Raw genomic sequence first — 25,875 nt, 5'->3', positions numbered from 1 at the left:
CCGTGCGCGCCGACAAAAGCCCGATGATGCCGGCATTCGGCGGATCGCAGCTTGAGCGTAGCAGCTCCGCCAGCGGGCGCTTTTGCAGCCCGGACCGGTATTCTCAGGAGCTTCGCAGCAATGGCTATCAGCGTTTTCGACCTGTTCAAAATCGGCATCGGCCCTTCCAGTTCCCACACCGTCGGCCCGATGCGCGCCGCCGCACTATTTGTCGAGTCGCTGCGCGGCAAGCATCAACTGGAGCAGGTGCGGCGCATCGAGGTGCAGTTGTTCGGATCGCTATCGGCCACCGGCATCGGCCACGGCAGCGACAACGCGGTGATCATGGGCCTGATGGGCGAGTGGCCGGACGCAATCGACCCGGCGCAGATCGGCCCGCGCATTCAGGCGCTGCGCGAAACCCATACGCTTTTATTGGATGGCCGTCTGGCTGTGCCGTTTGTGTGGGCGCGGGACATGCGCCTGATCGACGAAAACCTGCCATTCCATCCCAACGCCATGACCCTGGTTGCCGAAGGCGAATTCGGTGAGCTGCATCGTGACACCTACTATTCAGTCGGCGGCGGCTTCGTCGTTGATGAGGCGCAAGCGGCCAGCGGTGTGGTCGATCTGGATCGCACCGAATTGCCGTACGACTTCTCCAGTGCGGTCGAGCTGCTGCAGTTGTGCAAAAAACACAACCTGCGCGTCGCCGAGCTGATGATGGCCAATGAAAAGGTCTGGCGCAGCGAAGAAGAGATCCGCGCCGGGCTGATGAAACTGTGGCGGGCGATGCAGGATTGCGTCGAGCAGGGCCTCAAGCACGAAGGCATTCTGCCCGGCGGCTTGAACGTGCGGCGGCGTGCGGCGAAGTTGCACCGCAGCCTGCAAGAGCTGAACAAACCGAACGTCATCGGCTCGACCCTGAGCGCCATGGAGTGGGTCAACCTGTTCGCCCTGGCCGTCAATGAAGAGAATGCCGCTGGCGGGCGTATGGTCACTGCACCGACCAACGGCGCGGCGGGGATCATCCCGGCGGTGCTGCACTACTTCATGAAATTCAGCGAAGCGGTCACCGACGCCAACGTCGTCGACTATTTCCTCGGCGCGGCGGCGGTGGGCATTCTTTGCAAAAAGAATGCGTCGATCTCTGGGGCCGAGGTCGGTTGCCAGGGCGAGGTCGGTTCGGCTTGCGCGATGGCGGCGGCAGGGCTGGCGGAGATTCTCGGCGCCACGCCCGAGCAATTGTGCAACGCGGCGGAAATCGGCCTGGAGCACAATCTGGGCCTGACCTGCGATCCGGTCGGTGGCCTGGTGCAGGTGCCGTGCATCGAGCGCAATGCAATCGCGGCAGTGAAAGCCATCAACGCGGCGCAAATGGCCCTGCGCGGCGACGGGCAGCACTTCATCTCGCTGGACCGGGTGATCCGCACCATGCGCGATACCGGCGCCGATATGCATGACAAATATAAGGAAACTTCGCGCGGTGGCTTGGCGGTCAGTGCGGTTGAGTGCTGAGCCAGCCACACCGAGGTGGATTCTTCGCGAGCAGGCTCGCTCCCACAATAGATCTCCAGGAACACAATATTTGTGAACCCCAGATTCCAGTGTGGGAGCGAGCCTGCTCGCGAAGACGCCAGACCAGTCAAAACTGCTCAACAAAAGAACATCCCGATCCAGTCACGCTACCTTTTGGCGCGTCGCAATCAGACAAGCGTCATTGTCAGTCGTGACTTGTCAGTCGTTAATCGACCGTCCGTCGTCCGTGCTTGCGGTGACACTCTGTGCAAATCCTCTGCAGGCCAGTTCCCACAAGTGCTACCGATCTGCTCACAGGCTGCGCGGCAGGGCTCTCGCGGCATCTGATGGCACTTCGAAATGGCGTGTTCCGAGGTCTCGTATAGACGCGTCGCGAGGTCGTTTTCAGGAGTTATTGAATGGCCGTCCAATTTCAGGCACGGCAATTGCTCTGTCATAACAAAGCCTGCTTTCTCTGTGAGACGCGGGCAATAACAAGAGCCTCCGCCTGAGGCCGCCACCCGCTTTGTGTGAGGAGATACCGCGATGACGTCGTTCAACTCCGGGGCCCAACCCCAGAACCGTGCGCCTCAATCCATCGGCTTTCTGCTGCTGGACAATTTCACGCTGATTTCCCTGGCGTCCGCCGTTGAGCCGCTGCGCATGGCCAACCAGTTGTCCGGTCGCGAGCTGTATCGCTGGAGCACCCTCACCGTCGATGGCGGCCAGGTCTGGGCCAGTGACGGTCTGCAGATCACTCCCGACGCCTCCATGCACAAAGCCCCGCCTCTGGACACTGTGATTGTCTGCGGCGGCATCGGCATTCAACGCACCGTGACCCGTGAACACGTCTCTTGGCTGCAAAGTCAGGCGCGCCAGTCCAAGCGCCTTGGCGCGGTGTGCACCGGCAGTTGGGCGCTGGCCTGCGCGGGTCTGCTCGACGGCTTCGATTGCAGCGTGCACTGGGAATGTCTGGCGGCGATGCAGGAAGCTTTCCCGCGCGTGGCCATGAGCACACGCCTGTTCACCCTCGACCGTAACCGCTTCACCAGTTCCGGCGGTACCGCGCCGCTGGACATGATGCTGCACCTGATCAGCCGCGATCACGGGCGTGAACTGTCGGCAGCGATCTCGGAAATGTTCGTCTACGAGCGCATCCGCAACGAACAGGATCATCAGCGTGTGCCGCTCAAGCACATGCTCGGCACCAATCAGCCGAAGCTGCAGGAAATCGTCGCGTTGATGGAGGCCAATCTGGAAGAGCCGATCGACCTTGATGAGCTGGCAGTGTATGTCGCGGTGTCGCGTCGACAGCTGGAGCGGTTGTTCCAGAAATACCTGCACTGCTCCCCATCGCGCTACTACCTGAAGCTGCGCCTGATCCGCGCCCGGCAACTGCTCAAGCAGACGCCGATGTCGATCATCGAGGTGGCGTCGGTGTGTGGGTTCGTCTCCACGCCGCACTTCTCCAAGTGCTATCGCGAGTACTTCGGCATTCCGCCACGTGACGAGCGCGTCGGCTCCAACACCACCCAGCAGGTAGCCATGCTGCCGCTGCCGCAGGCCATCGTGATGTCGCCGCTGTCGGGGCCGATGTCAGCGCTGAGTCAGGCGCGCAATGAGTCGACGTTTGCCAGCGTAAGGCTGTAGACCGAGTCTGATCGTTCCCACGCAGAGCGTGGGAACGATCAGGTGGGAGCGAGCCTGCTCGCGAAGGGGTTTCTCAGGCGCTGTGGGACTGCTGGTAATCCGCAAGGGCCGGCAACAACTGTTTGTCGATCGCCTGACGCACCGCCGGCTGAATGCTGGCGCCGCTGGTGTACATGTCCTTGACCATCTTGCGCAGTTCGAATGCGCGAACATTGTCCAGGCCACGCACCGCGCACTCACAGGCCTGCTCGGCGGTGGTACCGCTCGGCACCTGAATACCCAAGGCCTTGAGCTGGCCCAACAGATCTTCCTGGTCAATCAAATCGGCGTACATCATTACGCAAATCCTTCTGTGGCAACGGAGGTCTTGGCTCGATTCTGGTGGCCCCGACCGGACGCGGCAAGGGCGTTTTGTCGCGGTGGCCGGGACGACTATGAACAGGTCGTTTTCGGCTAACCAACTGGATTGTCGACTAGGCACACTGGCCTCAGCTCGCTTCACGAAGGTTTGGTCACCCTCGCCTGGCAGCTCCTCAACAGTACCCTCCTCAGCTCCGATCCTGTCACGGCTTGATCGGAGTTTTTTTTGCCTGTGAATCAGCCAGAGATTTGTTGTTCCCGCTGGCGCTTTCGCGAGCAGGCTCGCTCCCACAGAAGACCGCGTTCATTCAGGGGAATGCGGTTAATAGTGGGAGCGAGCCTGCTCGCGAAGAACGATGACGCGGTTCAACGTTGCAACACCAGAATCCGCGACAACAACTCATCCCGGTCGACATAGCAGCCCTGAAAATGCCGCGCCCCGGTCGCTGGATCAAAGGCATTGCGCGCATGCAGCGTGCGGCGGTTGTCAAAGCACCACAATTCGCCCGGCTTGAGCCGCTGCATCAGCCGGAATCGCGGCTCGCGGGTCATCGCAATCAAGCGCCGATAGGCGCGATACAGCAACGGCATCTGCGCCACCGACGTATCGAACGCTCCGCGCAGAAAGTTGGCCATGCGAATCTCCGTCACCCGGCCCAGCGCATCCAAAGCGATGACCGGCGCCAGGCAGCGATAGTCGCTGTGCCGGTCCTTGTTGCGGAACTCCACGGGTATTTCACACAGGGCCTCAAACAGCTGCGGCTCCTCCAGACGCAAGGCTTCGGCGATCGCAAAACCATCGACGAAAATACTCTCGCCACCCTCGGCATCATTCACCAGGCAATGCAGAAATTGCAGCCCCGGTTGCAGCTCGCGAGTCGGCAGATCCGTGTGCAATGGCAGGTTGAAGGCGGTGTAGGCGTTGCTGTCGGCGTCGGCTTTGGATTGCACATTGAACAGCACGCCGAAGTTGCTTTCGCGGATGAACGAAATCCGTTGCGCGATGAGCTTCAGCGAGCCCGGCTCGGTGGGTACGCCGCGCACTTGGGTCAGGCCGATGTCGCGCACGGCGAGCAACCATTGCAGCAGCGCGGCGTTGTCGTTCATCAGCGCGGTGTAGTCGAACACCGGCAACTGCAGATCGCTGTGCCACAAACGGGGCTGCGGTCTGCCGGCCAGGCGTTCGGCGCGGGATTCATCGTCATAGGCATGTGCGCGCAACCAGCCCGGGTCGAAGCGGCTCAGGTGACCGTCCTGCCAGTCGATGCGCAGGCAACCATCGGTGTCGATGCGCGTGGCCAGCGGTTGCAAATCCTCGGCGGCATCGACGCTCTCGAAGACCTGTTCGCGAGTGACGCTGTAGACGCATTGATCACATGGGCAATTGTCGCGCAGCCATACGTGGTGAAACGGGCTGACACGTCCGTCAGCCCATTCGATGACAACGCGATCCGCCAGACCCTGCACGCCACCGAGCGCGCTGATCAACGGATAAGTACGAAAATCGGCAACAGCGACGGCGGTGTTCATGGCGGCTCCTTGGCGATGGGGGGGATTTACCGAGCGGGTGGCAGCGCGATCACGCGGCCGATGTAAGCGGGAGCGGGCAGGTCGGTCTGATCCGCGACGATGGTCTGCAAGCGATGCAACGTATCGGGGCTGAACGGTGCCGAGCGCGGGCCGGCGAGGTCGACGTGCAAAAGCATCTGTTCATTGCCGGCCAACTCTTGCTCATCGCCGACCTTGTGCAGGCTGTGGTAGAGGTGCAGGCGCTTGCTGTCATGGCCGATGATTTGCGTGCGCACTTCCACCTCGGTGTCGAGTTTCACTTCGTGCAGATAATTGAGGTGCAGTTCGAGGGTGAACAGCGAGTGGCCGCTGGCCTCGCGGTTGCTGCTGTCCATGCCGAGGCGGTCCATCAGCGCGTCGGTGGCGTAGCTGAAGATCAGCAGGTAGAAGGCGTCGCGCAGGTGGCCGTTGTAGTCGACCCAGTCGGGGATGATGGTGGTTTGGTAGGTGGTGAGGTGGGGCATGGTTTCGGTTCCAACATTGATGATGACTGGACTGCCGTCTTCGCGAGCAGGCTCGCTCCCACATTGAAATGCGTTTACCTGTGGGAGCGAGCCTGCTCGCGAAGGGGCCGGAAGCGCTTTGCAAGGTCTATTCGCTGAAACTCATTCCGTGCTTCTCTTTGGTGGTCTTCACCGCTTCAAGCACCGCCAGCAAACAATCATCACGATAGCGCTCCAGCGCCGAAATGCTGTGCCGACCGAGCTGATCAGTGGTGCCATCGACCACATCATCGATCAGCTTGTCGGTCAGCTCCGGTGCCGGCAGATACGTCCACGGCAACTGCAACGCCGGACCGAATTGCGACATGAAGTGGCGCATGCCGGCATCGCCGCCGGCCAGGGTGTAGGTCAGGAACGTGCCCATGAACGACCAGCGCAGACCAGCGCCAAAACGGATTGCATCGTCGATCTCGCCGGTCGTCGCGACACCGTCGTTGACCAGGTGCAACGCCTCACGCCACAGCGCTTCAAGCAAGCGATCGGCGATGAAACCCGGCACTTCCTTGCGCACATGCAACGGGCGCATGCCGAGGGATTCGTAGACTTGCATCGCCGCTTGCACCGCTTCCGGCGCGGTATTTTTGCCGCCGACCACTTCCACCAGTGGCAACAGATAAACCGGGTTGAACGGGTGGCCTACCACGCAGCGTTCAGGGTGCGTCGAACTCTCGTAGAACTCGCTGGGCAACAGGCCTGAAGTGCTGGAGCCGATCAGCGCATCGGGCTTGGCCGCGGCGCTGATTTTGCTGTGCAGATCGAGCTTCAGTTCCAGCCGCTCCGGGGCGCTTTCCTGGATGAAGTCGGCGTCACGCACGCATTCCTCGATGGTCGCGACAAAACGCAGACGATCCTGCGAAGCACCCGGCGCCAGGCCGTTCTTCTCCAGCGCGCCCCAGGCATTGGCCACGCGTTGGCGCAATGCCGCCTCAGCGCCGGGCGCCGGATCCCAGGCCACTACATCGAGGCCGTGGGCGAGCGCGCGGGCGACCCAGCCACTGCCGATGACACCGCTACCGAGAGCGGCGAAGGTTTTGATTTCGGTGATAAAGCGCATGGTGATGTCCTGAAGAGTTCGAAGAGCCCTGTAGGAGCTGCCGAAGGCTGCGATCTTTTGATCTTGCTTCTAAAAAATCAAAGTCAAAAGATCGCAGCCTTCGGCAGCTCCTACAGGTGAAATGGGTGATGGATCAGCCGCGCTGGGTCAGTCCCATTTTCTTCCGGCCTTCTGCCGGTGTGAGCACCCGGGCACCGAGGCGGCTGAGGATCTCCGTGGCGCGCTCAACCAATTGGCCATTGGTCGCCAGCACACCTTTGTCCAGCCACAAATTGTCTTCCAGGCCGACCCGCACGTTGCCGCCGAGCAGCACCGCTTGCGCCGCCATCGGCATCTGCATGCGGCCGATGCCGAAGCCGGCCCACACCGCGTCGGCGGGCAGGTTGTCGACCATGGCTTTCATCGTGGTGGTGTCGGCCGGTGCGCCCCACGGGATGCCCAGGCACAGCTGGAACAGCGGGTTGTCGAGCAAGCCTTCCTTGATCATCTGCTTGGCGAACCACAGATGCCCGGTGTCGAAAATCTCCAGTTCGGCCTTCACCCCCAGTTCGGTGATGCGCTTGGCGCCGGCGCGCAGTTGCGCCGGAGTGGATACGTAAATGGTGTCGCCGTCGCCGAAGTTCAGCGTGCCGCAATCGAGGGTGCAGATTTCCGGCAGCAACTGTTCAACGTGGGCGAGACGGGTCAGCGGACCGACCAGATCGGTGTTCGGGCCGAACTCCATCGGCTTCTCGCCAGGTCCGATTTCCAGGTCGCCGCCCATCCCGGCGGTCAGGTTGACGATGATGTCGACGTCCGCCTCGCGGATGCGCTCCATCACTTCGCGGTACAGCGCCACGTCACGGCTGAACTTACCGGTCTGCGGATCGCGCACATGGCAGTGCACCACGGTGGCGCCAGCCTTGGCCGCTTCCACCGCTGCAGCGGCAATCTGTTTCGGGGTGATCGGCACATGTGGACTTTTGGCGGTCGTGTCGCCAGCACCGGTAAGTGCGCAGGTGATGATGACGTCGTGGTTCATGGTGCGTTTCCTTCAGGCGTGATGGGTCTGTCCGCAGCCCGTTGCGGGGCTGCGAAGCGTCGTCAAATTCCCCTCTCCCTTGGGGAGAGGGTCAGGGTGAGGGGCTCTTCAATCGAGGGGTTATTTGCTGGTCAGTTGCAGATTTTCAGCAGCCGGTTTGCCATCGAAAGTCGTCACACCTTCAAGCCAGCGCTGTTTGTCTTCGGGGTGATCCTTGAGCCACTGCTTCGCCGACTCGAAGGCATCCTTGTGATCGAGCAGCGGCTGCATCATCCGGCTCTCGGATTCGGCGGTGAAAGTCAGGTTGGCCAGCAGGCGGCCGATGTTCGGGCATTGCTCGGCGTATTTCGGCGCGGTGACCGTCCACACCGTGGCCATGCCTTCGTTCGGGCCGAGGGCGTCTTCGCTGCCGGTCAGATAGGTCATCTGAATGTTGACGTTCATCGGGTGCGGCGCCCAGCCGAAGAACACCACGGCTTCCTTGCGGCGCACTGCGCGATCGACGGCGGCGAGCATGCCGGCCTCGCTCGATTCGACGAGCTGGAATTTGCCCAGACCAAACTGGTTCTTGGCGATCATCGCTTTGATCTGCGTGTTGGCGCCCGAACCTGGCTCGATGCCGTAGATCTTGCCGCCCAATTCCTTCTCGAATTTGGCGATGTCGGCGAAGGTTTTCAGGCCCTTGTCAGCCAGATAGGTCGGTACGGCGAGAGTGGCGCGGGCATCTTTCAGGCTCGGTGCTTCGAGCACTTTCACCTGATTGGCCTCGACGAACGGCGTGATGGTCTGCGTCATCAGCGGGTTCCAGTAGCCGAGGAACAGGTCCAGACGCTGATCGCGAATCCCGGCAAAGATAATCTGCTGGGAGGCGCTGGTCTGTTTGGTGCTGTAGCCGAGGCCGTCGAGCAGGACCTGGGTCATGGCACTGGTGGCGATCACGTCGGTCCAGTTGACCACGCCCATGCGTACGTTCTTGCAGGAGGCCGGTTCGGCCGCCATTACGCCGGTGCTGAAAAAAGCGGTACCGCTGAGTGCAAGAACGCAGCTGCTGATCAGTCGTTTCATGTCGGGTTCCTCGGCAGTTCGATTATTGTGGTTCCCGGCATCTGCGCGCCGGTGAGGCCAAGTTACGCAGCTATGCACCCGTGAAAGCGCACTGCGGCGACTGGCATTTGCACTGTAGCGACCTGCACGCTTGAACACCGCCGATAATCGGCGTATCAAAGAGCCACGCGACCCGCCAACCGAGTGCGCCCATGTCCCAGGATTTCTACTTTTTGCTGATGCCGGGGTTCTCCGCCATCGGCTTTATTTCCGCGATCGAACCGCTGCGCGTAGCCAACCGCTTTCGCGGCGAGTTGTACCGCTGGCATGTGCTCAGCGCCGATGGCGGCGCGGTACTGGCGAGCAACGGCATGTCGGTCAACGCCGATGCAGCGCTGGAGCCGCTGAAGAAAGGCGCGACCTTGCTGGTGGTGGCCGGCTTCGAACCGCTGAAGTTCATCACGCCGACGCTGGAACACTGGTTGCGCAGGCTGGACAACGACGGCGTAACCCTCGGTGCGATCGACACCGGCAGCTTCGTCCTTGCCGAAGCAGGCCTGCTCGACGGCCATCGCCTGACCCTGCACTGGGAGGCGATCGATGCCTTCAAGGAATCTTATCCACAGCTCAGCGTCACCCAGGAGCTGTTCGAGATCGACCGGCGGCGGATCACCTCGGCGGGAGGTACGGCCTCGATTGATCTGATGCTCGACCTGATCGCCCAGGCCCACGGCCCGCAACTGGCGATTCAGGTCAGCGAGCAGTTTGTGCTCGGGCGCATACGCCCGCGCAAGGATCACCAGCGCATGGAAGTCGCCACGCGTTACGGCATCAGCAACAAGAAACTGGTGCAGGTGATCGGCGAGATGGAACAGCACAGCGAACCACCGCTGACCACGCTGCAACTGGCGGAGTCGATCAAGGTGACCCGGCGGCAACTGGAGCGCTTGTTCCGGCTGCATCTGAACGATACGCCGAGCAATTTCTATCTGCGGTTAAGGCTGGAAAAGGCCCGGCAGTTGCTGCGCCAGACCGACATGAGCGTGCTCGAAGTCAGCATTGCCTGCGGGTTTGAATCGCCGTCGTATTTCACCCGCAGTTATCGCGCGCGTTTCGCCCGCTGCCCCCGGGAAGACCGGCGTACCGCGCAGGCGTGAATGGGGCTTGCATGAAAGCAATGTGGGAGCGAGCCTGCTCGCGAAAGCGGTCTGTCATCCAACACTGATGTTGCCTGACACATTGCATTCGCGAGCAGGCTCGCTCCCACATAATTTCCGGCGCCTGAGAGAGGCTTATTTCTTCACCAACGCCGAGCACGCCGCCTTGTAAGCCTCATGCTGATATTTGTTCAACGTCCCGGGCAGTTCGAAATTGTGCTTCTTGGCCTGGGCATTGATCGTCTGCGGCGACAGCAGCGTTACCTCACAACCATCAAGCAACTGAAACACGCCCTCGATCTTGAACGTCGTCGGCCCACCGGCAAACTCGCCCTTTTTGCTGCGCTTCTTGATCGCAATCCGGTCCACCGAGTTCTCCCGCACAAACGATGCCACCTGCGCCGCGAACCGCCGCACGTTCGCCGCCTCGTCGTCGTCATCCAGAGCAATCTTCTTCGTGGCGAGAGGGACGTGGCTCAACGTCGAACCATCGAGCGCCGCCACGGCGATGATCGCTTCGCTGCCTTTGATTTCAATGCCGCAGATGTTCATGGGAATCCTTAGACTGGCTTAAGAGGTTCAGCTTACAGCTCAAAACACTCACTCCTGCCCAATCGACTCCAAAAACTCCGACCGTTCATCACTCATCCGCGCGACACAGTCATTCTGCGCAATGGTGAAGGCCTTGCTCCCCGCCGTGGACGGGAACGCTTCCACCGCGCAATCCGCATCCCGCGTCTTCAACCACTGCTGCTGGGCGGTTTTCAGTTTGGCGGTGATGTCGGCCAGTTGCGTCGGGTTCTTGCCGTAGGCGGTCTGCATGCGTTCGTTGAGGCTGGCGTAGTTGTCCTTGAGCAGGTCCTCGGCGGTGCTGCGGCTGTAGGCAGAGCATTCCAGGGTCTGGATGTCGTTTTCCACCGCATCGCACGGGTTGTTCTCGGATTCTTCGGCGGCGTGGGCGCCGGTCGCAATCAGTGCCAGGGCGAGGATTATTGATTTCATTGGGGTCGCTCTAATCCGTTGGTAGGTGCAGGCTGCGGCAGATTCTGGCGTAAGCGCGCGGGCTTGAACAGCCAGCCGAGGAGGGCGGCCGACGACCCTTTGTCGCGGATTGACGCTTTCGGCAATTCCCCTGTCGTTTTTGCACCCGGTCGCCCCGGCACCGAGGCATATGCTGGCCCCAAAGCGCCGGCAGACGATTCGGCGCATGAATCGCCAATAAGGGGACGCCTGATGAGCCCAGCCGAATTACACGCCGACAGCATCGTTATCGACGGTCTGATCATTGCCAAATGGAACCGCGAGCTGTTCGAAGACATGCGCAAGGGCGGTCTGACGGCGGCCAACTGCACTGTGTCGGTGTGGGAAGGCTTTCAGGCGACCGTGAACAACATCGCTGCCAGCCAGAAACTGATCCGCGAGAACAGCGACCTGGTGATGCCGGTGCGCACCACCGCCGACATCCGTCGCGCCAAGGAGCAGGGCAAGACCGGCATCCTCTTCGGCTTCCAGAATGCCCACGCTTTCGAAGACCAGATCGGCTATGTCGAGGTGTTCAAGCAGCTCGGCGTTGGCATCGTGCAGATGTGCTACAACACCCAGAATCTGGTCGGCACCGGTTGCTACGAGCGTGACGGCGGCCTGTCGGGTTTTGGTCGCGAGATTGTCGCCGAGATGAACCGCGTCGGCGTCATGTGCGACCTGTCCCACGTCGGTTCCAAGACCTCCGAAGAAGTCATTCTCGAATCGAAAAAACCGGTCTGCTATTCGCACTGCCTGCCGTCGGGTCTCAAAGAGCACCCGCGCAACAAATCCGATGCAGAGTTGAAGTTCATTGCCGACCACGGAGGTTTCGTCGGCGTGACCATGTTCGCGCCGTTCCTCGCCAAGGGCATTGATTCGACCATCGACGATTACGCCGAAGCGATCGAATACACCATGAACATCGTCGGCGAAGACGCCATCGGCATCGGCACCGACTTCACTCAGGGCCACGGTCAGGATTTCTTCGAATACCTGACCCACGACAAGGGCTACGCCCGCCGCCTGACCAGCTTCGGCAAGATCATCAACCCGCTGGGCATCCGTACCGTCGGCGAATTCCCCAACCTCACCGAAACCCTGCTCAAGCGCGGCCATTCCGAGCGCGTGGTGCGCAAGATCATGGGCGAGAACTGGGTCAACGTCCTCAAAGACGTCTGGGGCGAGTAACGCTTTCTCAAGACCGCCGCCGATCTGCGCCCTCTCCCTCTGGGAGAGGGCTGGGGTGAGGGCCGCGGTCAACACTGAATCTAAAATTTTCTGGAGTTAAGTTTCCATGGCCAAGATCGCCCCGCAATTGCCAATCGAAGTCGACAGCGAGACCGGTGTCTGGACCTCCGACGCCCTGCCAATGCTCTACGTGCCACGTCACTTTTTCGTCAACAACCACATGGGCATCGAGGAAGTGCTCGGCGCTGAAGCCTATGCAGAAATCCTCTACAAGGCCGGCTATAAATCCGCCTGGCACTGGTGTGAAAAGGAAGCCGAATGCCACGGCCTGGAAGGCGTTGCGGTGTTCGAGCACTACATGAAGCGCCTGTCGCAGCGCGGCTGGGGCCTGTTCAAGATCCAGGACATCGACCTCGACAAGGGCACCGCCAGCGTCAAGCTCGAGCACTCGGCGTTTGTCTATGTCTACGGCAAGGTCGGGCGCAAGGTCGACTACATGTTCACCGGCTGGTTCGCCGGCGCCATGGATCAGATCCTCGAAGCCCGTGGCAGCAAGATTCGTACTGTGGCCGAACAAGTCTACGGAGGCTCCGAAGAGGGCCACGATGACGGCCTGTTCATCGTCAAGCCGTTGTAAGCCGAGGACCGTGCCATGGCTTTCGAAGCAATGTTCCAGCCGATCCAGATCGGCAAACTGACCATCCGCAACCGCGTGCTCAGCACCGCGCACGCCGAGGTCTACGCGACTGACGGTGGCATGACCACCGACCGCTACGTCAAATACTACGAAGAGAAAGCCAAGGGCGGCATCGGCCTGGCGATCTGTGGCGGTTCGTCCGTGGTGGCGATCGACAGCCCGCAGGAATGGTGGAGTTCGGTCAATCTGTCCACCGACCGGATCATTCCGCACTTCCAGAATCTGGCCGACGCCATGCACAAGCATGGCGCCAAGATCATGATCCAGATTACCCACATGGGCCGTCGCTCGCGCTGGGACGGCTTCAACTGGCCGACCTTGATGTCGCCCTCGGGCATCCGTGAACCGGTGCACCGCGCCACTTGCAAAACCATCGAGCCGGAAGAGATCTGGCGGGTGATCGGCAACTACGCTCAGGCGGCGCGCCGGGCCAAGGCCGGTGGCCTTGATGGTGTCGAACTGTCGGCAGTGCACCAGCACATGATCGACCAGTTCTGGAGCCCGCGCGTCAACAAGCGTACCGACGAATGGGGCGGCACCTTCGAAGGGCGGATGAAGTTCGGCCTGGAAGTCCTCAAAGCCGTGCGCGCCGAGGTCGGTGACGATTTCTGCGTGGGCATGCGCCTGTGCGGTGACGAGTTCCACCCGGACGGCTTGTCCCACGAGGACATGAAGCAGATCGCCAAGTATTACGACGACACCGGCATGCTCGACTTCATCGGCGTGGTCGGCTCGGGTTGCGACACCCACAACACCCTGGCCAACGTCATTCCGAACATGAGTTATCCACCGGAGCCGTTCCTGCATCTGGCTGCCGGGATCAAGGAAGTGGTCAAGGTGCCGGTGCTGCACGCGCAGAACATCAAGGACCCGAACCAGGCCACGCGCATCCTTGAAGGCGGTTACGTCGACATGGTCGGCATGACCCGCGCGCACATCGCCGACCCGCACCTGATCGCCAAGATCAAGATGGGCCAGATCGACCAGATCAAGCAGTGCGTCGGCGCCAACTATTGCATCGACCGCCAGTATCAGGGCCTGGACGTGCTGTGCATCCAGAACGCCGCGACCTCCCGTGAATACATGGGCGTGCCGCACATCATCGAGAAATCCACCGGGCCGAAACGCAAAGTGGTGATCGTTGGTGCCGGCCCGGCCGGGATGGAAGCAGCACGCGTGGCTGCCGAGCGGGGCCACGACGTCACACTGTTCGAGAAAAAAGACTTCATCGGCGGGCAGATCACCACCGCATCGAAAGCACCGCAGCGCGATCAGATTGCCGGCATCACCCGCTGGTTCCAATTGGAGCTGGCGCGGTTGAAAGTCGATCTGCGCCTCGGCACGGCGGCGGACGCCGATACGATCATGGACCTGCGTCCGGATGTCGTGGTGCTGGCGGTCGGTGGTCATCCGTATCTCGAGCAGAACGAACACTGGGGCGCCGCCGAAGGGCTGGTGGTGAGCAGCTGGGACGTGCTCGACGGCAAAGTCGCGCCGGGCAAGAACGTGCTGGTCTACGACACCATTTGCGAGTTCACCGGCATGTCGGTGGCCGACTTCCTCGCCGACAAGGGCAGCCAGGTCGAGATCGTCACCGACGACATCAAACCGGGCGTGGCCATCGGCGGCACATCGTTCCCGACCTACTACCGCAGCATGTACCCGAAAGAAGTGATCATGACCGGCGACATGATGCTGGAGAAGGTCTACCGCGAAGGCGACAAGCTGATCGCGGTGCTGGAGAACGAATACACCGGCGCGAAAGAGGAGCGGGTCGTCGATCAGGTGGTCGTCGAAAACGGCGTACGCCCGGACGAGGAAATCTACTACGCGCTCAAGGACGGCTCGCGCAACAAGGGCCAGATCGACGTCGAAGCGCTGTTCGCGATCCAGCCGCAACCTTCGCTGAGCGAAGCGGGCGACGGCTACTTGCTGTTCCGCATCGGCGACTGCGTGGCGCAGCGTAATACCCACGCCGCGATCTATGACGCACTCAGACTGTGTAAAGACTTTTAAGGCTTGCACATAACCCTGTGGGAGCGAGCCTGCTCGCGAATGCTATCTGTCAGTTGACGCTGATGTCGACTGACCCAGCGCTTTCGCGAGCAGGCTCGCTCCCACAGTAAAGCGGATCGTGTTTCTCCAGGCTGTCTGGTGGGAGCTTCACCATGTTGAACACCCTTCTTCCAATCCTGTTGTTCGCAGCCCTGGGCCTTGCTGTCCTCGGCGCGTTGCGGCGGATGAACATGTGGCGCCGGGGGCGGGCGGCGAAGGTCGATCTGCTCGGCGGTCTGCTGGCCATGCCCAAGCGCTACATGGTCGACCTGCACCACGTCGTCGCGCGGGACAAATACATTGCCAACACCCACGTCGCCACGGCGGGCGGTGCGGTGGCGTCGATTGTGCTGGCCATTCTGGTGCACGGTTTCGGCCTGCATAACCGCATCCTTGGCTACGCCTTGCTGCTGATGTCGGCGGTGATGTTTGTCGGCGCGATCTTCATGTATCTGCGCCGGGTCAATCCACCTGCGCGTCTGTCGAAAGGCCCGTGGATGCGCCTGCCGAAAAGCCTGCTGGCCTTCTCCGCGTCGTTTTTCCTGGTGACCCTGCCGGTGGCGGGAATCCTGCCGGAAAACTTCGGCGGTTGGGTGCTCGCCGCCATCCTCGGTGTTGGCGTGCTGTGGGGCGTGTCGGAGCTGTTCTTCGGCATGACCTGGGGCGGGCCGATGAAGCACGCCTTTGCCGGAGCGCTGCACCTGGCCTGGCACCGTCGCCCGGAACGTTTCGGCGGCGGGCGCTCGACCGGTTTGAAACCGCTGGACCTGAACAATCCCGATGCGCCGCTGGGCGTGGAAAAACCCAAGGATTTCACCTGGAACCAGTTGCTCGGTTTCGACGCCTGCGTGCAGTGCGGCAAGTGCGAAGCAGCGTGCCCGGCTTTCGCCGCCGGCCAGCCGCTGAACCCGAAAAAACTGATTCAGGACATGGTCGTCGGCCTCGCCGGCGGCACTGACGCTAAGTTCGCCGGCAGCCCGTATCCGGGCAAACCAATCGGCGAGCATGGCGGCAATCCGCACCAACCGATCGTCAACGGTCTGGTCGACGCCGAAACCCTGTGGTCGTGCACCACCTGCCGCGCCTGCGTCGAGGAATGCCCGATGATGATCGAGCACGTCGATGCGATCGTCGACATGCGCCGGCATCTGACCCTGGAAAAAGGCGCTACGCCGAACAAGGGCGCCGAAGTCCTCGAAAACCTGATCGCCACCGACAACCCCGGCGGTTTCGCCCCGGGCGGGCGGATGAACTGGGCAGCGGACCTGAACCTCACTCTGCTCAGCGAAAAGAAATCCACCGACGTGCTCTTCTGGGTCGGCGACGGCGCGTTCGACATGCGCAACCAGCGCACCCTGCGTGCCTTCGTCAAAGTGCTGAAGGCAGCGAAAGTCGACTTCGCTGTACTCGGTCTTGAGGAGCGCGACAGCGGAGATGTGGCGCGGCGTCTCGGCGACGAAGCAACGTTCCAGCAGCTCGCCAAACGCAATATCCAGACATTGGCCAAATACAGTTTCAACCGCATCGTCACCTGCGATCCGCACAGTTTCCATGTGCTGAAAAACGAGTACGGCGCCTTCGACGGCAACTATCTGGTGCAGCACCACAGCACCTACATGGCCGAGATCATTCAGGCCGGCGCGCTCAACCTCGGGCAGCACAAAGGCAATAGCGTGACCTATCACGATCCGTGCTACCTGGGCCGCTACAACGGCGAGTACGAAGCGCCGCGCGAAGTGCTGCGTGCCCTCGGCATTGAAGTCAAAGAGATGCAACGGTCCGGCTTCCGCTCGCGCTGCTGCGGCGGCGGTGGCGGCGCGCCGATCACTGACATTCCGGGCAAGCAGCGCATCCCCGACATGCGCATGGAAGACATCCGCGAAACCGGCGCCGAACTGGTGGCGGTGGGTTGTCCACAGTGCACGGCGATGCTCGAAGGCGTGGTCGAGCCGCGTCCGCTGATCAAGGACATCGCCGAACTGGTCGCCGACGCGTTGCTCGAAGACGCCGCGCCAAGCAAGCCTGCCACCCCGGCCAAACGTGAACCTGCGGAGGTGCACTGATGAGCGACATTATCCGCCGCGACCCGCGCGCCGAATGGATTGCGCGTAACCGCCTGCATCCGCTGCACGCGGCGATGCAACCGGCGCAACACAGCTGGATGGGGCCTAACGGCGTCATCCGCAAGAATCTGCACGGCATGGGTTTTATCGGCCCTAACGGCATCAAACGCATTGACCGCAGCGGCGCGCAGCAGGGCGGGGCGGTCAAACGTTCCTCTGCTGTTGAAGTGCAGTTGCCGCTGCATCAGGTACCGGCCCCGGCGTTCTACATCAGTGTGGTGCCGGATATGGTCGGTGGTCGCCTGAGCAGCCACGACCGCGATCTGCTCGGCCTTGCTCACCAACTGGCCGGCACCGATGGTGCGGTGCTCGCCGTGGTGTTCGGCGAGCATAAGGAAAGCGCTTTCGAGACCGCTGGCGTCGATCGCCTGTTGCTGCTCGAAGGCGAGGAATTCAGCGGTTATGCACCGGAACAACGGGTGCAGGGCTTGCGCGCTGTGGATAACCAATTCAACCCGCGTCACTGGTTGCTGCCGGACAGCCGCAGCGGTGGCGGCGAACTCGGCCGGCGCTTTGCTGCTGCACTGGGCGAGCGTCCGGCCACGCGGGTCTGGCAGGTCAAGGATCAGGAGTGCATCGGCCGCGCCGGGGCCGGATTGCAAGATCTGGCGCGTCCGGTGGCGCGGTTGATTCTCGCCGCTGCCGAATGCGCAGAACCGGTCAGCGAAACTCGTCACGAAGCGTTGCCAGTGGAGTTATCCACAAGCGTCGCGCGCAGCTTGTCGCGAATCGAAGATCTTGGTGCCGTGGCGGTGGATCCGGCAGCGATTCCGATGGCCGAAGCGGAGTTCATTTTCTCCGGCGGCAACGGCGTCAAGGATTGGCAGCTGTTTCACGAAACAGCGGCGGCCCTCGGCGCCACCGAAGGCGCTTCGCGGGTTGCGGTGGACGACGGCTTCATGGCGCGCGATCGTCAGGTCGGCGCGTCCGGCACCTGGGTCACTGCGCGGGTCTATGTGGCTGTGGGTATATCTGGCGCAATCCAGCACCTGCAAGGCATTGGCGCCTGCGACAAGGTGGTGGCAATCAACCTTGATCCGGGTTGCGACATGATCAAGCGTGCCGACCTCTCGGTGATCGGCGAAAGCGCAGAGATTCTGCAAGCGTTGATCGAAGCGGTCGCGGCTTACCGCAACGAAGCCAAGCGCGATGCGGCGTAAGGAAACCCTATGAACACGAACGTTATCAGTCTGGTTTCAATCGGCGCTCACCCGACCTCAGGTCGGCCACGGCGCGCCGATCAGGATGCGCGCGCGGTGGAACTGGGCCTGCAATTGGCTGGGGATAACCTGCAAGTGCTGCATGCCGGTGATGTTGCCGAACCGGCCCTGCGTGCCTATCTGGGCATGGGCCTGGAACAACTGCATGTGCTGGAACAACCCGTTGGCGCCGATGCCTTGCCGGCGCTGACCGCGTACCTGCGCGATGCCGGGGCGCAAGTGGTGCTGACCGGTAGCCAGGCGGAAACCGGGGAGGGTTCGGGCATGTTGCCGTTCCTCCTGGCCGAAGGCCTGGGCTGGCCGCTGGTGGTGGGCCTGGCGCAGGTCGAATCGATCGCTGACGGTTCGGCGCTGGTTCTGCAAGCGTTACCGCGCGGGCAGCGACGCCGCTTGAAGGTGAAACTGCCGTTTCTGGCGACTGTGGATAACGCCGCGCCGAAGCCTCGGCAGAGTGCGTATGGCCCGGCACGACGGGGCGAATTGGCCGCCGATGACGTTGAAGTTGTTGAGGACCAATTGTTGGCCGTCGCCACGCTGCAACCGGCCAAGCCACGACCCAAGCGCTTGAAGGTGATCAAGGCCAAGAGCGGCGCCGACCGGATGAAAGCAGCGACAGCTAAGGCCAGTGGTGGCGGTGGGCAGGTGCTCAAAGGCGTCACCGCGCAGGCCGGGGCGGAGGCGATCCTGAAGTTGCTTATTGAAGAGGGCGTTGTCCGCTAGTCACCCTCTTTCAGGCAATACCCCCTGTGGGAGCGAGCCTGCTCGCGAAAGCTATGGGTCAGTCGATACATGTATCAGCTGATAGTCCGCTTTCGCGAGCAGGCTCGCTCCCACATTGGTATTCATTCACAGTCAATCTTTACTGTTTACCCACAATCCCTGTTGGCGAAGCTGTGGATAACGTGTTCGCCCTTGCTCGCACCCCACGCCATTCAAGCCTTTCAGCCATAAGATCAAAAAACGATCAGCGTAACTCACGGATTTCTCGGGCTTTTCGGTCGGTATAAATCGAGAAGTTGCCCCCAATCTCTGTTGGCGCTTCTGTGGATAAGATGTTCGCTATCAGCTGTACGCCATATGGAGCAGGCCTTACATGGGTTTGATCAATTATTGATCAAATGTGATCCCCGGGCGCCGAGAGCTGTTAACGCGAAGGGGTTTTCCCCAGTCACAGGTGTTTTTCCACAGGAGATTGAAAGTTGTCCCCGATCTCTGTTGGCGCTTCTGTGGATAACATGTTCGCTACCCGCTACAGGCCTCTGAATACGTGCTGTGCACGAGTGTGATCAAAAAACGATCAATTGTTTTGAGAAACCGCGATTCAGCATAAGTCACGATTTTTCTTTGCAAATCAGCGGGATATTTTTTGACTCATCCACAGTTACCCCCATTTGCTGTGGGCGGGTATGTGGATAACTTGTTTGCGGAAGGCTGGAGGGCTTGGTGAGTATGGGGGCGGGGGTGGTTGATCGAAAATTGATCAGCTGGAAGATGTAGCGTGGGTCAGGGCGTCTTCGCGAGCAGGCTCGCTCCCACAGGGGAATGCATTCCACCTGTAGGAGCTGCCGCAGGCTGCGATCTTTTGCTCTTGATCAGCCCTGAACCGGTACGCCTTTGAGGTAAGGCGCTGGCTCAGCCCCGAGGTTGTTCAACATCCGCTCGCTGTACCAGTCGACGAAGTTGACCACGCCGAATTCATAGGTTTTGGAGTAAGGCCCCGGCTGGTAAGCGGTGGAGTTGATCCCGCGCTGGTTTTCCTCAGCCAGGCGCCGGTCCTGATCGTTGGTCGCATCCCACACCTGGCGCATGCGCTCGACGTCGTAATCGACACCTTCCACCGCGTCCTTGTGCACCAGCCACTTGGTGGTGACCATGGTTTCCTGGGCGCTGATCGGCCACACGGTGAAGACGATGATGTGATCGCCCATGCAGTGGTTCCACGAGTGCGGCAGGTGCAGGATGCGCATCGAGCCCAGGTCCGGGTTCTTGATGCGGCCCATCAGTTTCGCGCAGCCCTGTTTGCCGTCGAGGGTCATCGACACGGTGCCCTTGAGCAGCGGCATACGCACGATACGGTTGCGCAAGCCGAAACTGGCGTGAGCGTAAGGGATCTTTTCCGCTTCCCAGGCAGCGGCGGAGGCGGCGACGTGATCCTTGAACGCCTGATCGGCGCGCGGGTCGGTGACGTCGTCCCATTCCAGCAGGGTTTTCAACAGTTCCGGGTGCGATGCGTTGCAGTGGTAGCACTCGCGGTTGTTTTCCAGCACCAGTTTCCAGTTGGCCTTTTCCATCAAGGTGGTGGTGATCGCCACCTTGGTGTTCTCCATGTCGTACGGTTCCATGTAATGGTTGAGCGTCGACAGGAAGTCATCGATGGCCGGGGGGTTCTCTGCCAGGCTGATGAAGATGTATCCGCCAGCGGTTTTCACGTTCACCGGTTTCAGGCCGTACTGCTTCATGTCGAAGTCGGCGCCCATCTCGGTGCCGGCGAACAGCAGGCGACCGTCCAGTTCGTAAGTCCACTGGTGGTAATGGCAGACCAGTTTGGCGACTTTGCCTTTTTCACTGGTGCACAGGCGCGAGCCACGGTGGCGGCAGACGTTGTGGAACGCGTGCACAACGCCCTCGGCGCCACGAATGACGATGATCGGGTTCTTGCCGACCTGCAGGGTCAGGTAGTTGCCCTTGGCCGGGATCTCGCAGGTCATGCCGGCGATCAACCATTCCTTTTGGAAGATCTCCTGCATATCGATATCGAACAGGCGCTCGTCGCTGTAGAACGGTTGCGGCAGGGAAAAGGTGCGCTCGCGCTCCTGCAGCATTTGTGCGGTGGCCTTGCGTGCGGGTTCCAGCGGATCGCCCAGGCTTATTTTTGCGGTGACGTCCATCGATGTAATCCTCATGGCCCTCTGCGTGGCCGGCGAAAGTGGCTGATCAGGTGTGCTGCAAAACGGTTGCTACGCAAGGTGTAAAGAAGTCGTCTTGTGTTGGGGCGAGTGTGGGGCCGGCGCTGGGGGGAACCTTATCCATGCGCGACATGGCGCAATCTGTTCCCGACGCGCAAGCCCCGGTGTTCAAGGGCTGGTCGCGATAAGTATGTCAATGTCGCGGATAGGTAAACGCACGGTCTGCGCTATACGCAGAATCGCCGACAAGAGGCCGACAGTCGGCCGTGGAGAACAGCATGTCCAACAGCTTCCTGAATCCGGTCACCACCCAGACCTGGGCCAATGGCCGACACATTGTCCGTTGCGTCAAAGTCATCCAGGAAACCTGGGATGTGCGCACCTTCTGCTTTATGGCCGACCAGCCGATCCTGTTCTTCTTCAAGCCGGGGCAGTTCGTCACCCTGGAGCTGGAAATCGAAGGCCAGCCGATCATGCGCTCCTACACCATCTCCAGCTCGCCGTCGGTGCCGTACAGCTTTTCGGTGACGATCAAACGCGTGCCGGGCGGCAAGGTCTCCAACTGGTTGCACGACACTTTGCATGAAGGTCAGGAGCTGGCGGTGCATGGCCCGGTCGGGCTGTTCAACGCCATCGACTTCCCGAGCCCGAAAGTCCTCTACCTGAGCGGCGGCGTCGGCATCACCCCGTGCATGTCGATGGCGCGCTGGTTCTACGACACCAACGCCAACGTCGACATGACCTTCGTGCACAGCGCACGGTCGCCGAAAGACATCATTTACCACCGCGAACTCGAGCACATGGCTTCGCGGATCGATAACTTCAGCCTGCACCTGATCTGTGAAAAGCACGGCCTCGGTGAGCCATGGGCCGGTTATCGCGGTTATCTGAATCACAAGATGCTCGAACTGATGGTCCCGGACTTCCTCGAACGCGAAGTGTTCTGCTGCGGCCCGACGCCGTACATGACCGCGGTCAAACGCCTGCTGGAAGCGGCCGGCTACGACATGTCGCGCTACCACGAAGAATCCTTCGGCGCCACGCCACCCGAGGCGCGCGCCGACGCGGTGGAACAGGCCGAACAAGCCGCCGATGCGCCGGAAATCGACGCCGCGGATTTGCACCAGGTCGAATTCACCGCCTCCGGCAAAAGCATTCGCGTCGGCCCGGGCGAAACCGTCCACGCAGCCGCCGCCAAACTCGGCCTGATGATCCCGAAAGCCTGCGGCATGGGCATTTGCGGGACATGCAAGGTGATGAAACTGGGCGGCGAAGTGGAGATGGAGCACAACGGCGGGATTACCGAGGATGACGAGGCTGAAGGGTTTATCTTGTCGTGCTGCAGCGTGCCGAAGGGGGATGTGCGGATTGAGTTTTAAATAGGCATGAACTTGGGTCGATCTCCTAAATGAGGAGATCGACCGGGAAAGTGCAATTTCAAATCAGCCCGAACAAAGCGAGCAGGCCGAAGCCCACAAAGGCAAAGCCAAATATTTGCTGGTATTTATTCAGTTTGAGCAGGTCGCGTTTGAGTTTTGGCGGGAAGTTCTTAACGTCTCTTGCGCTGACTTTGCCTTGGGAAATGTACCGTGCGGGTTTTTTGAGGATGCCGAAAATTTCACCCAACATATAAATACGTCCCCCCAGGCCCGCTTGCCATAACATGAGCAAAGACGATGTGATTGAACTGCGTTTCAGGCTATTTAGGATCGTTTCCAGTCTTCTCTTGGCGGTATAAAGTAAAATTCCATTTACCACTAAAAGACCTGTGAAACTCACCAGTGTCATGATCACAATTGGATCTTTTACGATATTGTTAATTTGATCTACGGATGAGCTTATTCCCAGGCACATCATAATTGCAAAAAAAATGAAAACCAGTTTGTATAAAATAATCAGGTTCTTTTTCAGTTTTTTGGGGAAGTTTTCGAAGTCTTTCGCGCAAAGTTTTCCTGTGTGAATGTAAAATTCAGGGTTTCGCATGATGTCGAACACTTCTCCCATCATGTAGATTTTGCCCCAAGGACCTCCGTGCCAAAGCATTATCAGTCTGCTCGAAATAGAACTGTTTGTTAGATGGTTCAATATGGTTTCGGTCTTTGTTTTCGCGACATACAACATCACTCCTATCAAAGTAAATATGCCGACGAAGTCTATGATACCAATCAACAAGAATATTTTCTCTGAAGTACCAAGAGTCATTTAACAGCCTCGTATACTTTCTGTGCGATCCATTCGCCGCCTTTCTCGCCCAAAGTCCCGCCGGCGTAATTTCCGAGTCCTGCGTGCCAGATCTACCGGACGGGATGTCCAAAAAACGATGCGCTGAAATAAAGCAGTGGAGTTGAGATGAAGCTGAAAATTAAGATCCGATCAAATGGCTTTGAATTGAAATGTTTGCCTTGGTCTCCAATGATGATTGAAAAAGTCGTCATCAAAACCGCAAGCATAAACATTGCTGACAAGGGGGCTGCTATTTCCAATCCGTTGAATTCGTACCACTGGGTTTTTCTCTGAATTCTGTAAGGTAACTGAATGCTCTGTTTGTAAATTGCGCGAGCAGCAACGATAAACAAGCATAGGGTCGCCAGGTCGCATATTAGAAGTCCACGCCTTCTCGGTGTAAGGGCAAACCATTTTTTTGGCTGCGGCAGGCGTTTTTCAAACCTGCTGCCACAAACATGACATTTGAAAAGCGTCTTTTTATTTTTGGCACTGCATGTTTTGCATATTTTTGTTCGTGGTTTCATAAAGAAAGACGCTATTTGGTTCTGCTTGGAGTGTTCGCTGGTTTTATATTTGGAAATGTTTGGTCAGGCGACTTATCGAGAATCTTGGTAAATTATCTCAGCAGCATCTTCGCCCAATGTTTCACCTATTATTACCGCTGCAAGAGATCCGACGCCCACCGCTACTGCACCGCAGACCAAGGTGCCAACTCCTCCTGTCGGAACGCCTATTCCCAGACAAATTTTCGCTGCTAGTGGCGCAGTCAAGAGGCGACTGCTGATTGCTCCTCCAACCATGCCACCCATAAAGCTTCCGGTTTCCGTGAATTTCACCTTTTCACACGCCTCGGTATTCCCATGCAGGCACACATCCTGCATCTTCAAGGCCGAGGCGCCACCGCCTACTGCTGTGCCGATCCAGCCGCCATATTTGACGTACTGTGACGCTTGGCTGATAGCCCGAATATGTGTGGCATAACCTGGGTTCTGGCCGATGCCGCCAGCCTTTCTCCAGCGGTGCACAAGGTGAGGATGATCGATGCCGAGAGCGGTCTTGAGGCTCGGGTGATCCGGGAGACCAATGCTTTGCCGCGTGAACCGGTTGAGATGGACGTCCAGTTTTTCCAGCAACTGCGCACGTTGTTTTTTGAACGGCTTCGAGTTCAGGCTGCCTTTTGCGTCCAGCGTATGAACATGCAGCTTCTCAAGATCCGCGAGGACATTTTTTATGCCATCCAGATGATTGGCCGCCATGGCCGTGACGACCCCGATCACTTTTGATTCATAGGCGAGTGCGGTCTGGATCACGCCATAGTGCTGCGCCATGAAATCCGCTTCTTCCACGGTCAGCGGTTCCAGCGTCGCACTGACGAAACGCGCGGTCTGCATCAGCAATGCTTCCTCGTATGTGCATTGCTGATTGTCAGGGTCGCTCAGCACGATCATCGAACCGGCTTTAATCATGTCCGGGGTCGGATTCAAACTTCTGAATCTGGCGATGACATTCGGGTTGGCGGAGGGGAGCAGTTGTGCCTCAAGCTTCTCGGCGACAATGCTTTTCGGCACGATGTAAAAACCCGGCTCCGATGGGGCCGGACGATCTTGCGGCCAGTGCTCGCTGGGGAAGAACTTCAAGTCGTTGATGGGGTGAGGGCTGCGCGCGGTGCTGCTGTTATTAACGCGCGCCACCCTGAGGTTCTGCTGATGAATCGCGCGCAGCAACCTGTCTGGATCGGAGCGCGAGGCAGGCTGCCTGAGCATCGATAACGGGCGTTTTTTCACCGCTTCAGGAACGGCACCTTTGGTGCCGCGTACCAGAACTCTGGATTGGTTCAGAAGATGACGCTGTTCCTGTGCAAAGGCGTCAAGGCCCATGTCCGCTGAAAGGCGGCCGCTGGCGACATCATCGACAATGCCCTTGGCGAAGCGCGCGACCTCCTGATTGAACTGCACGCGCGCACTGCCGAATGCCAGATGACGTGAGCCGACTGTCTGTGCCTGTGCGAGCAGCTTGCCGGCAACGTGTCGAACGTCGCTGAGACCATGGCGCCGATCGCTCAACCTTCTTCGCCCCACGAGGCATGGCCGCTGGTCCCGGCGAGGTGATGCACCCAGCTGATGCCACGATAACGAATGGCGACCTGCTCCTGAGGTTCCGCGTCGTTGTGCAGAATGACGTGGGGCATATCCAGGTTCAGTTCGGTTAGCACCGCACCGTCGATCGAGACAGAAAAGTATTTTTCCTGCTGACCCTGAGGGGAGGTTCGGTAGAAGTTGATCTTGCAGTCGATCTCTTCACGGTTGGCCAGTGCCTGGGCCAGCAGCGGTGAAGATTTGTCGACGACTTTGGTGACAATGACCGGCGCGTGGGTGGCTCGGTGAGAGTTGTCGAGGTTGGCGAGGTTGTGGCTGTACGACAGCACCATGATTTGATCGGTGTGTGCCGCCTGATATCTGTTGCCGACCGAATCAGGCGTTGAGCAGCCTGCCGAAATCAGCCCTTGGGTCTTGCCCATGATCGTCATGTAGCCGGGAATTGCCATCGCGTGCGCTCCTTGAATCGGGAGCGGGCAGTCTATG

General features: G+C 59.9%; 23 protein-coding genes. 11 read left to right on the top strand and 12 right to left on the bottom strand.

Annotated elements, in window-relative coordinates:
* Positions 1 to 120: 120 nt before the first annotated feature.
* Both AB9L16_RS23970 and AB9L16_RS23965 read left to right on the top strand, forming a co-directional pair.
* Entirely contained in the window at positions 121 to 1,497 is a 1,377-nt protein-coding gene (locus AB9L16_RS23970) for an L-serine ammonia-lyase (RefSeq protein ID WP_375122797.1), read from the top strand.
* Positions 1,498 to 2,043: 546 nt separating this feature from the next.
* Positions 2,044 to 3,147 carry a GlxA family transcriptional regulator gene (locus AB9L16_RS23965; RefSeq protein ID WP_007949927.1) on the top strand — a complete coding sequence of 368 codons (1,104 nt, stop codon included), beginning with the start codon at positions 2,044 to 2,046 and terminating at the stop codon, positions 3,145 to 3,147.
* Between the two features lie 73 nt (positions 3,148 to 3,220).
* Here the strand turns inward: AB9L16_RS23965 and AB9L16_RS23960 are convergent, their stop codons facing one another.
* The 6 genes from AB9L16_RS23960 to AB9L16_RS23935 form a co-directional block, all read right to left on the bottom strand.
* Positions 3,221 to 3,484 (bottom strand): hypothetical protein, encoded by a 264-nt coding sequence (locus tag AB9L16_RS23960; protein ID WP_008083190.1) that lies wholly within the window; start codon positions 3,482 to 3,484, stop codon positions 3,221 to 3,223.
* 389 nt (positions 3,485 to 3,873) lie between these two features.
* The gene (locus AB9L16_RS23955) at positions 3,874 to 5,037 is read right to left on the bottom strand and encodes a gamma-butyrobetaine dioxygenase (protein WP_375122796.1); all 1,164 of its coding nucleotides are present in this window, start codon (positions 5,035 to 5,037) and stop codon (positions 3,874 to 3,876) included.
* Positions 5,038 to 5,063: 26 nt separating this feature from the next.
* The gene (locus tag AB9L16_RS23950; RefSeq protein ID WP_056786520.1) at positions 5,064 to 5,540 is read right to left on the bottom strand and encodes a thioesterase family protein; all 477 of its coding nucleotides are present in this window, start codon (positions 5,538 to 5,540) and stop codon (positions 5,064 to 5,066) included.
* 127 nt (positions 5,541 to 5,667) lie between these two features.
* Positions 5,668 to 6,633, bottom strand: a complete 966-nt coding sequence (locus tag AB9L16_RS23945) for an L-carnitine dehydrogenase (protein WP_150636865.1) — start codon at positions 6,631 to 6,633, stop codon at positions 5,668 to 5,670.
* 133 nt (positions 6,634 to 6,766) lie between these two features.
* Positions 6,767 to 7,654: a 3-keto-5-aminohexanoate cleavage protein gene (locus AB9L16_RS23940; protein WP_056786525.1), complete on the bottom strand. Its 888-nt coding sequence runs from the start codon at positions 7,652 to 7,654 to the stop codon at positions 6,767 to 6,769.
* 120 nt (positions 7,655 to 7,774) lie between these two features.
* A complete protein-coding gene (locus AB9L16_RS23935) occupies positions 7,775 to 8,719 on the bottom strand; it encodes a choline ABC transporter substrate-binding protein (protein ID WP_071173857.1) in 945 nt (314 codons plus the stop codon).
* 191 nt (positions 8,720 to 8,910) lie between these two features.
* Here AB9L16_RS23935 and AB9L16_RS23930 point away from each other — a divergent pair, with 191 nt between their 5' ends.
* Positions 8,911 to 9,855, top strand: coding sequence for a GlxA family transcriptional regulator (locus AB9L16_RS23930; protein ID WP_041476759.1), 945 nt, complete (start codon positions 8,911 to 8,913; stop codon positions 9,853 to 9,855).
* A 135-nt stretch (positions 9,856 to 9,990) separates the two neighbouring features.
* Here AB9L16_RS23930 and AB9L16_RS23925 read toward each other — a convergent pair whose 3' ends face one another.
* Positions 9,991 to 10,407, bottom strand: coding sequence for a DUF3010 family protein (locus tag AB9L16_RS23925; RefSeq protein WP_016772815.1), 417 nt, complete (start codon positions 10,405 to 10,407; stop codon positions 9,991 to 9,993).
* Between the two features lie 48 nt (positions 10,408 to 10,455).
* Positions 10,456 to 10,857 (bottom strand): lysozyme inhibitor LprI family protein, encoded by a 402-nt coding sequence (locus tag AB9L16_RS23920; protein ID WP_095181435.1) that lies wholly within the window; start codon positions 10,855 to 10,857, stop codon positions 10,456 to 10,458.
* A gap of 231 nt (positions 10,858 to 11,088) precedes the next feature.
* Here AB9L16_RS23920 and AB9L16_RS23915 point away from each other — a divergent pair, with 231 nt between their 5' ends.
* The 6 genes from AB9L16_RS23915 to AB9L16_RS23890 all read left to right on the top strand — a co-directional run bounded on the left by AB9L16_RS23915 (position 11,089) and on the right by AB9L16_RS23890 (position 18,881).
* Positions 11,089 to 12,066, top strand: coding sequence for a dipeptidase (locus AB9L16_RS23915; protein WP_007962626.1), 978 nt, complete (start codon positions 11,089 to 11,091; stop codon positions 12,064 to 12,066).
* A 106-nt stretch (positions 12,067 to 12,172) separates the two neighbouring features.
* Positions 12,173 to 12,703: a 4-vinyl reductase gene (locus tag AB9L16_RS23910; protein WP_039757633.1), complete on the top strand. Its 531-nt coding sequence runs from the start codon at positions 12,173 to 12,175 to the stop codon at positions 12,701 to 12,703.
* 15 nt (positions 12,704 to 12,718) lie between these two features.
* A complete protein-coding gene (gene dgcA / locus AB9L16_RS23905) occupies positions 12,719 to 14,779 on the top strand; it encodes a dimethylglycine demethylation protein DgcA (protein WP_024014595.1) in 2,061 nt (686 codons plus the stop codon).
* A gap of 152 nt (positions 14,780 to 14,931) precedes the next feature.
* Positions 14,932 to 16,881 carry a dimethylglycine demethylation protein DgcB gene (gene dgcB / locus AB9L16_RS23900; protein WP_252886911.1) on the top strand — a complete coding sequence of 650 codons (1,950 nt, stop codon included), beginning with the start codon at positions 14,932 to 14,934 and terminating at the stop codon, positions 16,879 to 16,881.
* Entirely contained in the window at positions 16,881 to 18,101 is a 1,221-nt protein-coding gene (locus tag AB9L16_RS23895; RefSeq protein ID WP_305381660.1) for an electron transfer flavoprotein subunit alpha/FixB family protein, read from the top strand. Before dgcB ends, AB9L16_RS23895 begins: the two co-directional genes overlap by 1 nt.
* Positions 18,102 to 18,110: 9 nt before the next feature.
* Positions 18,111 to 18,881, top strand: coding sequence for an electron transfer flavoprotein subunit beta (locus tag AB9L16_RS23890; protein ID WP_150636854.1), 771 nt, complete (start codon positions 18,111 to 18,113; stop codon positions 18,879 to 18,881).
* A gap of 872 nt (positions 18,882 to 19,753) precedes the next feature.
* On the opposite strand, the gene gbcA is transcribed toward AB9L16_RS23890, so the two are convergent.
* Positions 19,754 to 21,049 carry a glycine-betaine demethylase subunit GbcA gene (gbcA, locus tag AB9L16_RS23885; RefSeq protein ID WP_016772823.1) on the bottom strand — a complete coding sequence of 432 codons (1,296 nt, stop codon included), beginning with the start codon at positions 21,047 to 21,049 and terminating at the stop codon, positions 19,754 to 19,756.
* Between the two features lie 296 nt (positions 21,050 to 21,345).
* On the opposite strand from gbcA, the gene gbcB reads away from it, so the two are divergent.
* Positions 21,346 to 22,446, top strand: a complete 1,101-nt coding sequence (gene gbcB, locus AB9L16_RS23880; RefSeq protein WP_016772824.1) for a glycine-betaine demethylase subunit GbcB — start codon at positions 21,346 to 21,348, stop codon at positions 22,444 to 22,446.
* 58 nt (positions 22,447 to 22,504) lie between these two features.
* Here gbcB and AB9L16_RS23875 read toward each other — a convergent pair whose 3' ends face one another.
* Positions 22,505 to 23,269, bottom strand: coding sequence for a hypothetical protein (locus AB9L16_RS23875; protein ID WP_375122793.1), 765 nt, complete (start codon positions 23,267 to 23,269; stop codon positions 22,505 to 22,507).
* A gap of 147 nt (positions 23,270 to 23,416) precedes the next feature.
* On the opposite strand from AB9L16_RS23875, the gene AB9L16_RS23870 reads away from it, so the two are divergent.
* Positions 23,417 to 23,584: a hypothetical protein gene (locus tag AB9L16_RS23870; protein WP_163018906.1), complete on the top strand. Its 168-nt coding sequence runs from the start codon at positions 23,417 to 23,419 to the stop codon at positions 23,582 to 23,584.
* A 305-nt stretch (positions 23,585 to 23,889) separates the two neighbouring features.
* Here AB9L16_RS23870 and AB9L16_RS23865 read toward each other — a convergent pair whose 3' ends face one another.
* Complete coding sequence (locus AB9L16_RS23865; protein WP_305381657.1) at positions 23,890 to 25,248, bottom strand: hypothetical protein; 1,359 nt, start codon at positions 25,246 to 25,248, stop codon at positions 23,890 to 23,892.
* A gap of 104 nt (positions 25,249 to 25,352) precedes the next feature.
* On the bottom strand, positions 25,353 to 25,838 hold the full coding sequence (locus AB9L16_RS23860) for an Hcp family type VI secretion system effector (RefSeq protein WP_095181378.1): 486 nt from the start codon (positions 25,836 to 25,838) through the stop codon (positions 25,353 to 25,355).
* Positions 25,839 to 25,875 lie beyond the last annotated feature (37 nt).

It is taken from the genome of Pseudomonas sp. LW8 (assembly GCF_041956865.1).
Taxonomy (GTDB): Bacteria; Pseudomonadota; Gammaproteobacteria; order Pseudomonadales; family Pseudomonadaceae; genus Aquipseudomonas; species Aquipseudomonas siliginis.
This window is presented reverse-complemented; position numbering and strand designations above follow the sequence as displayed.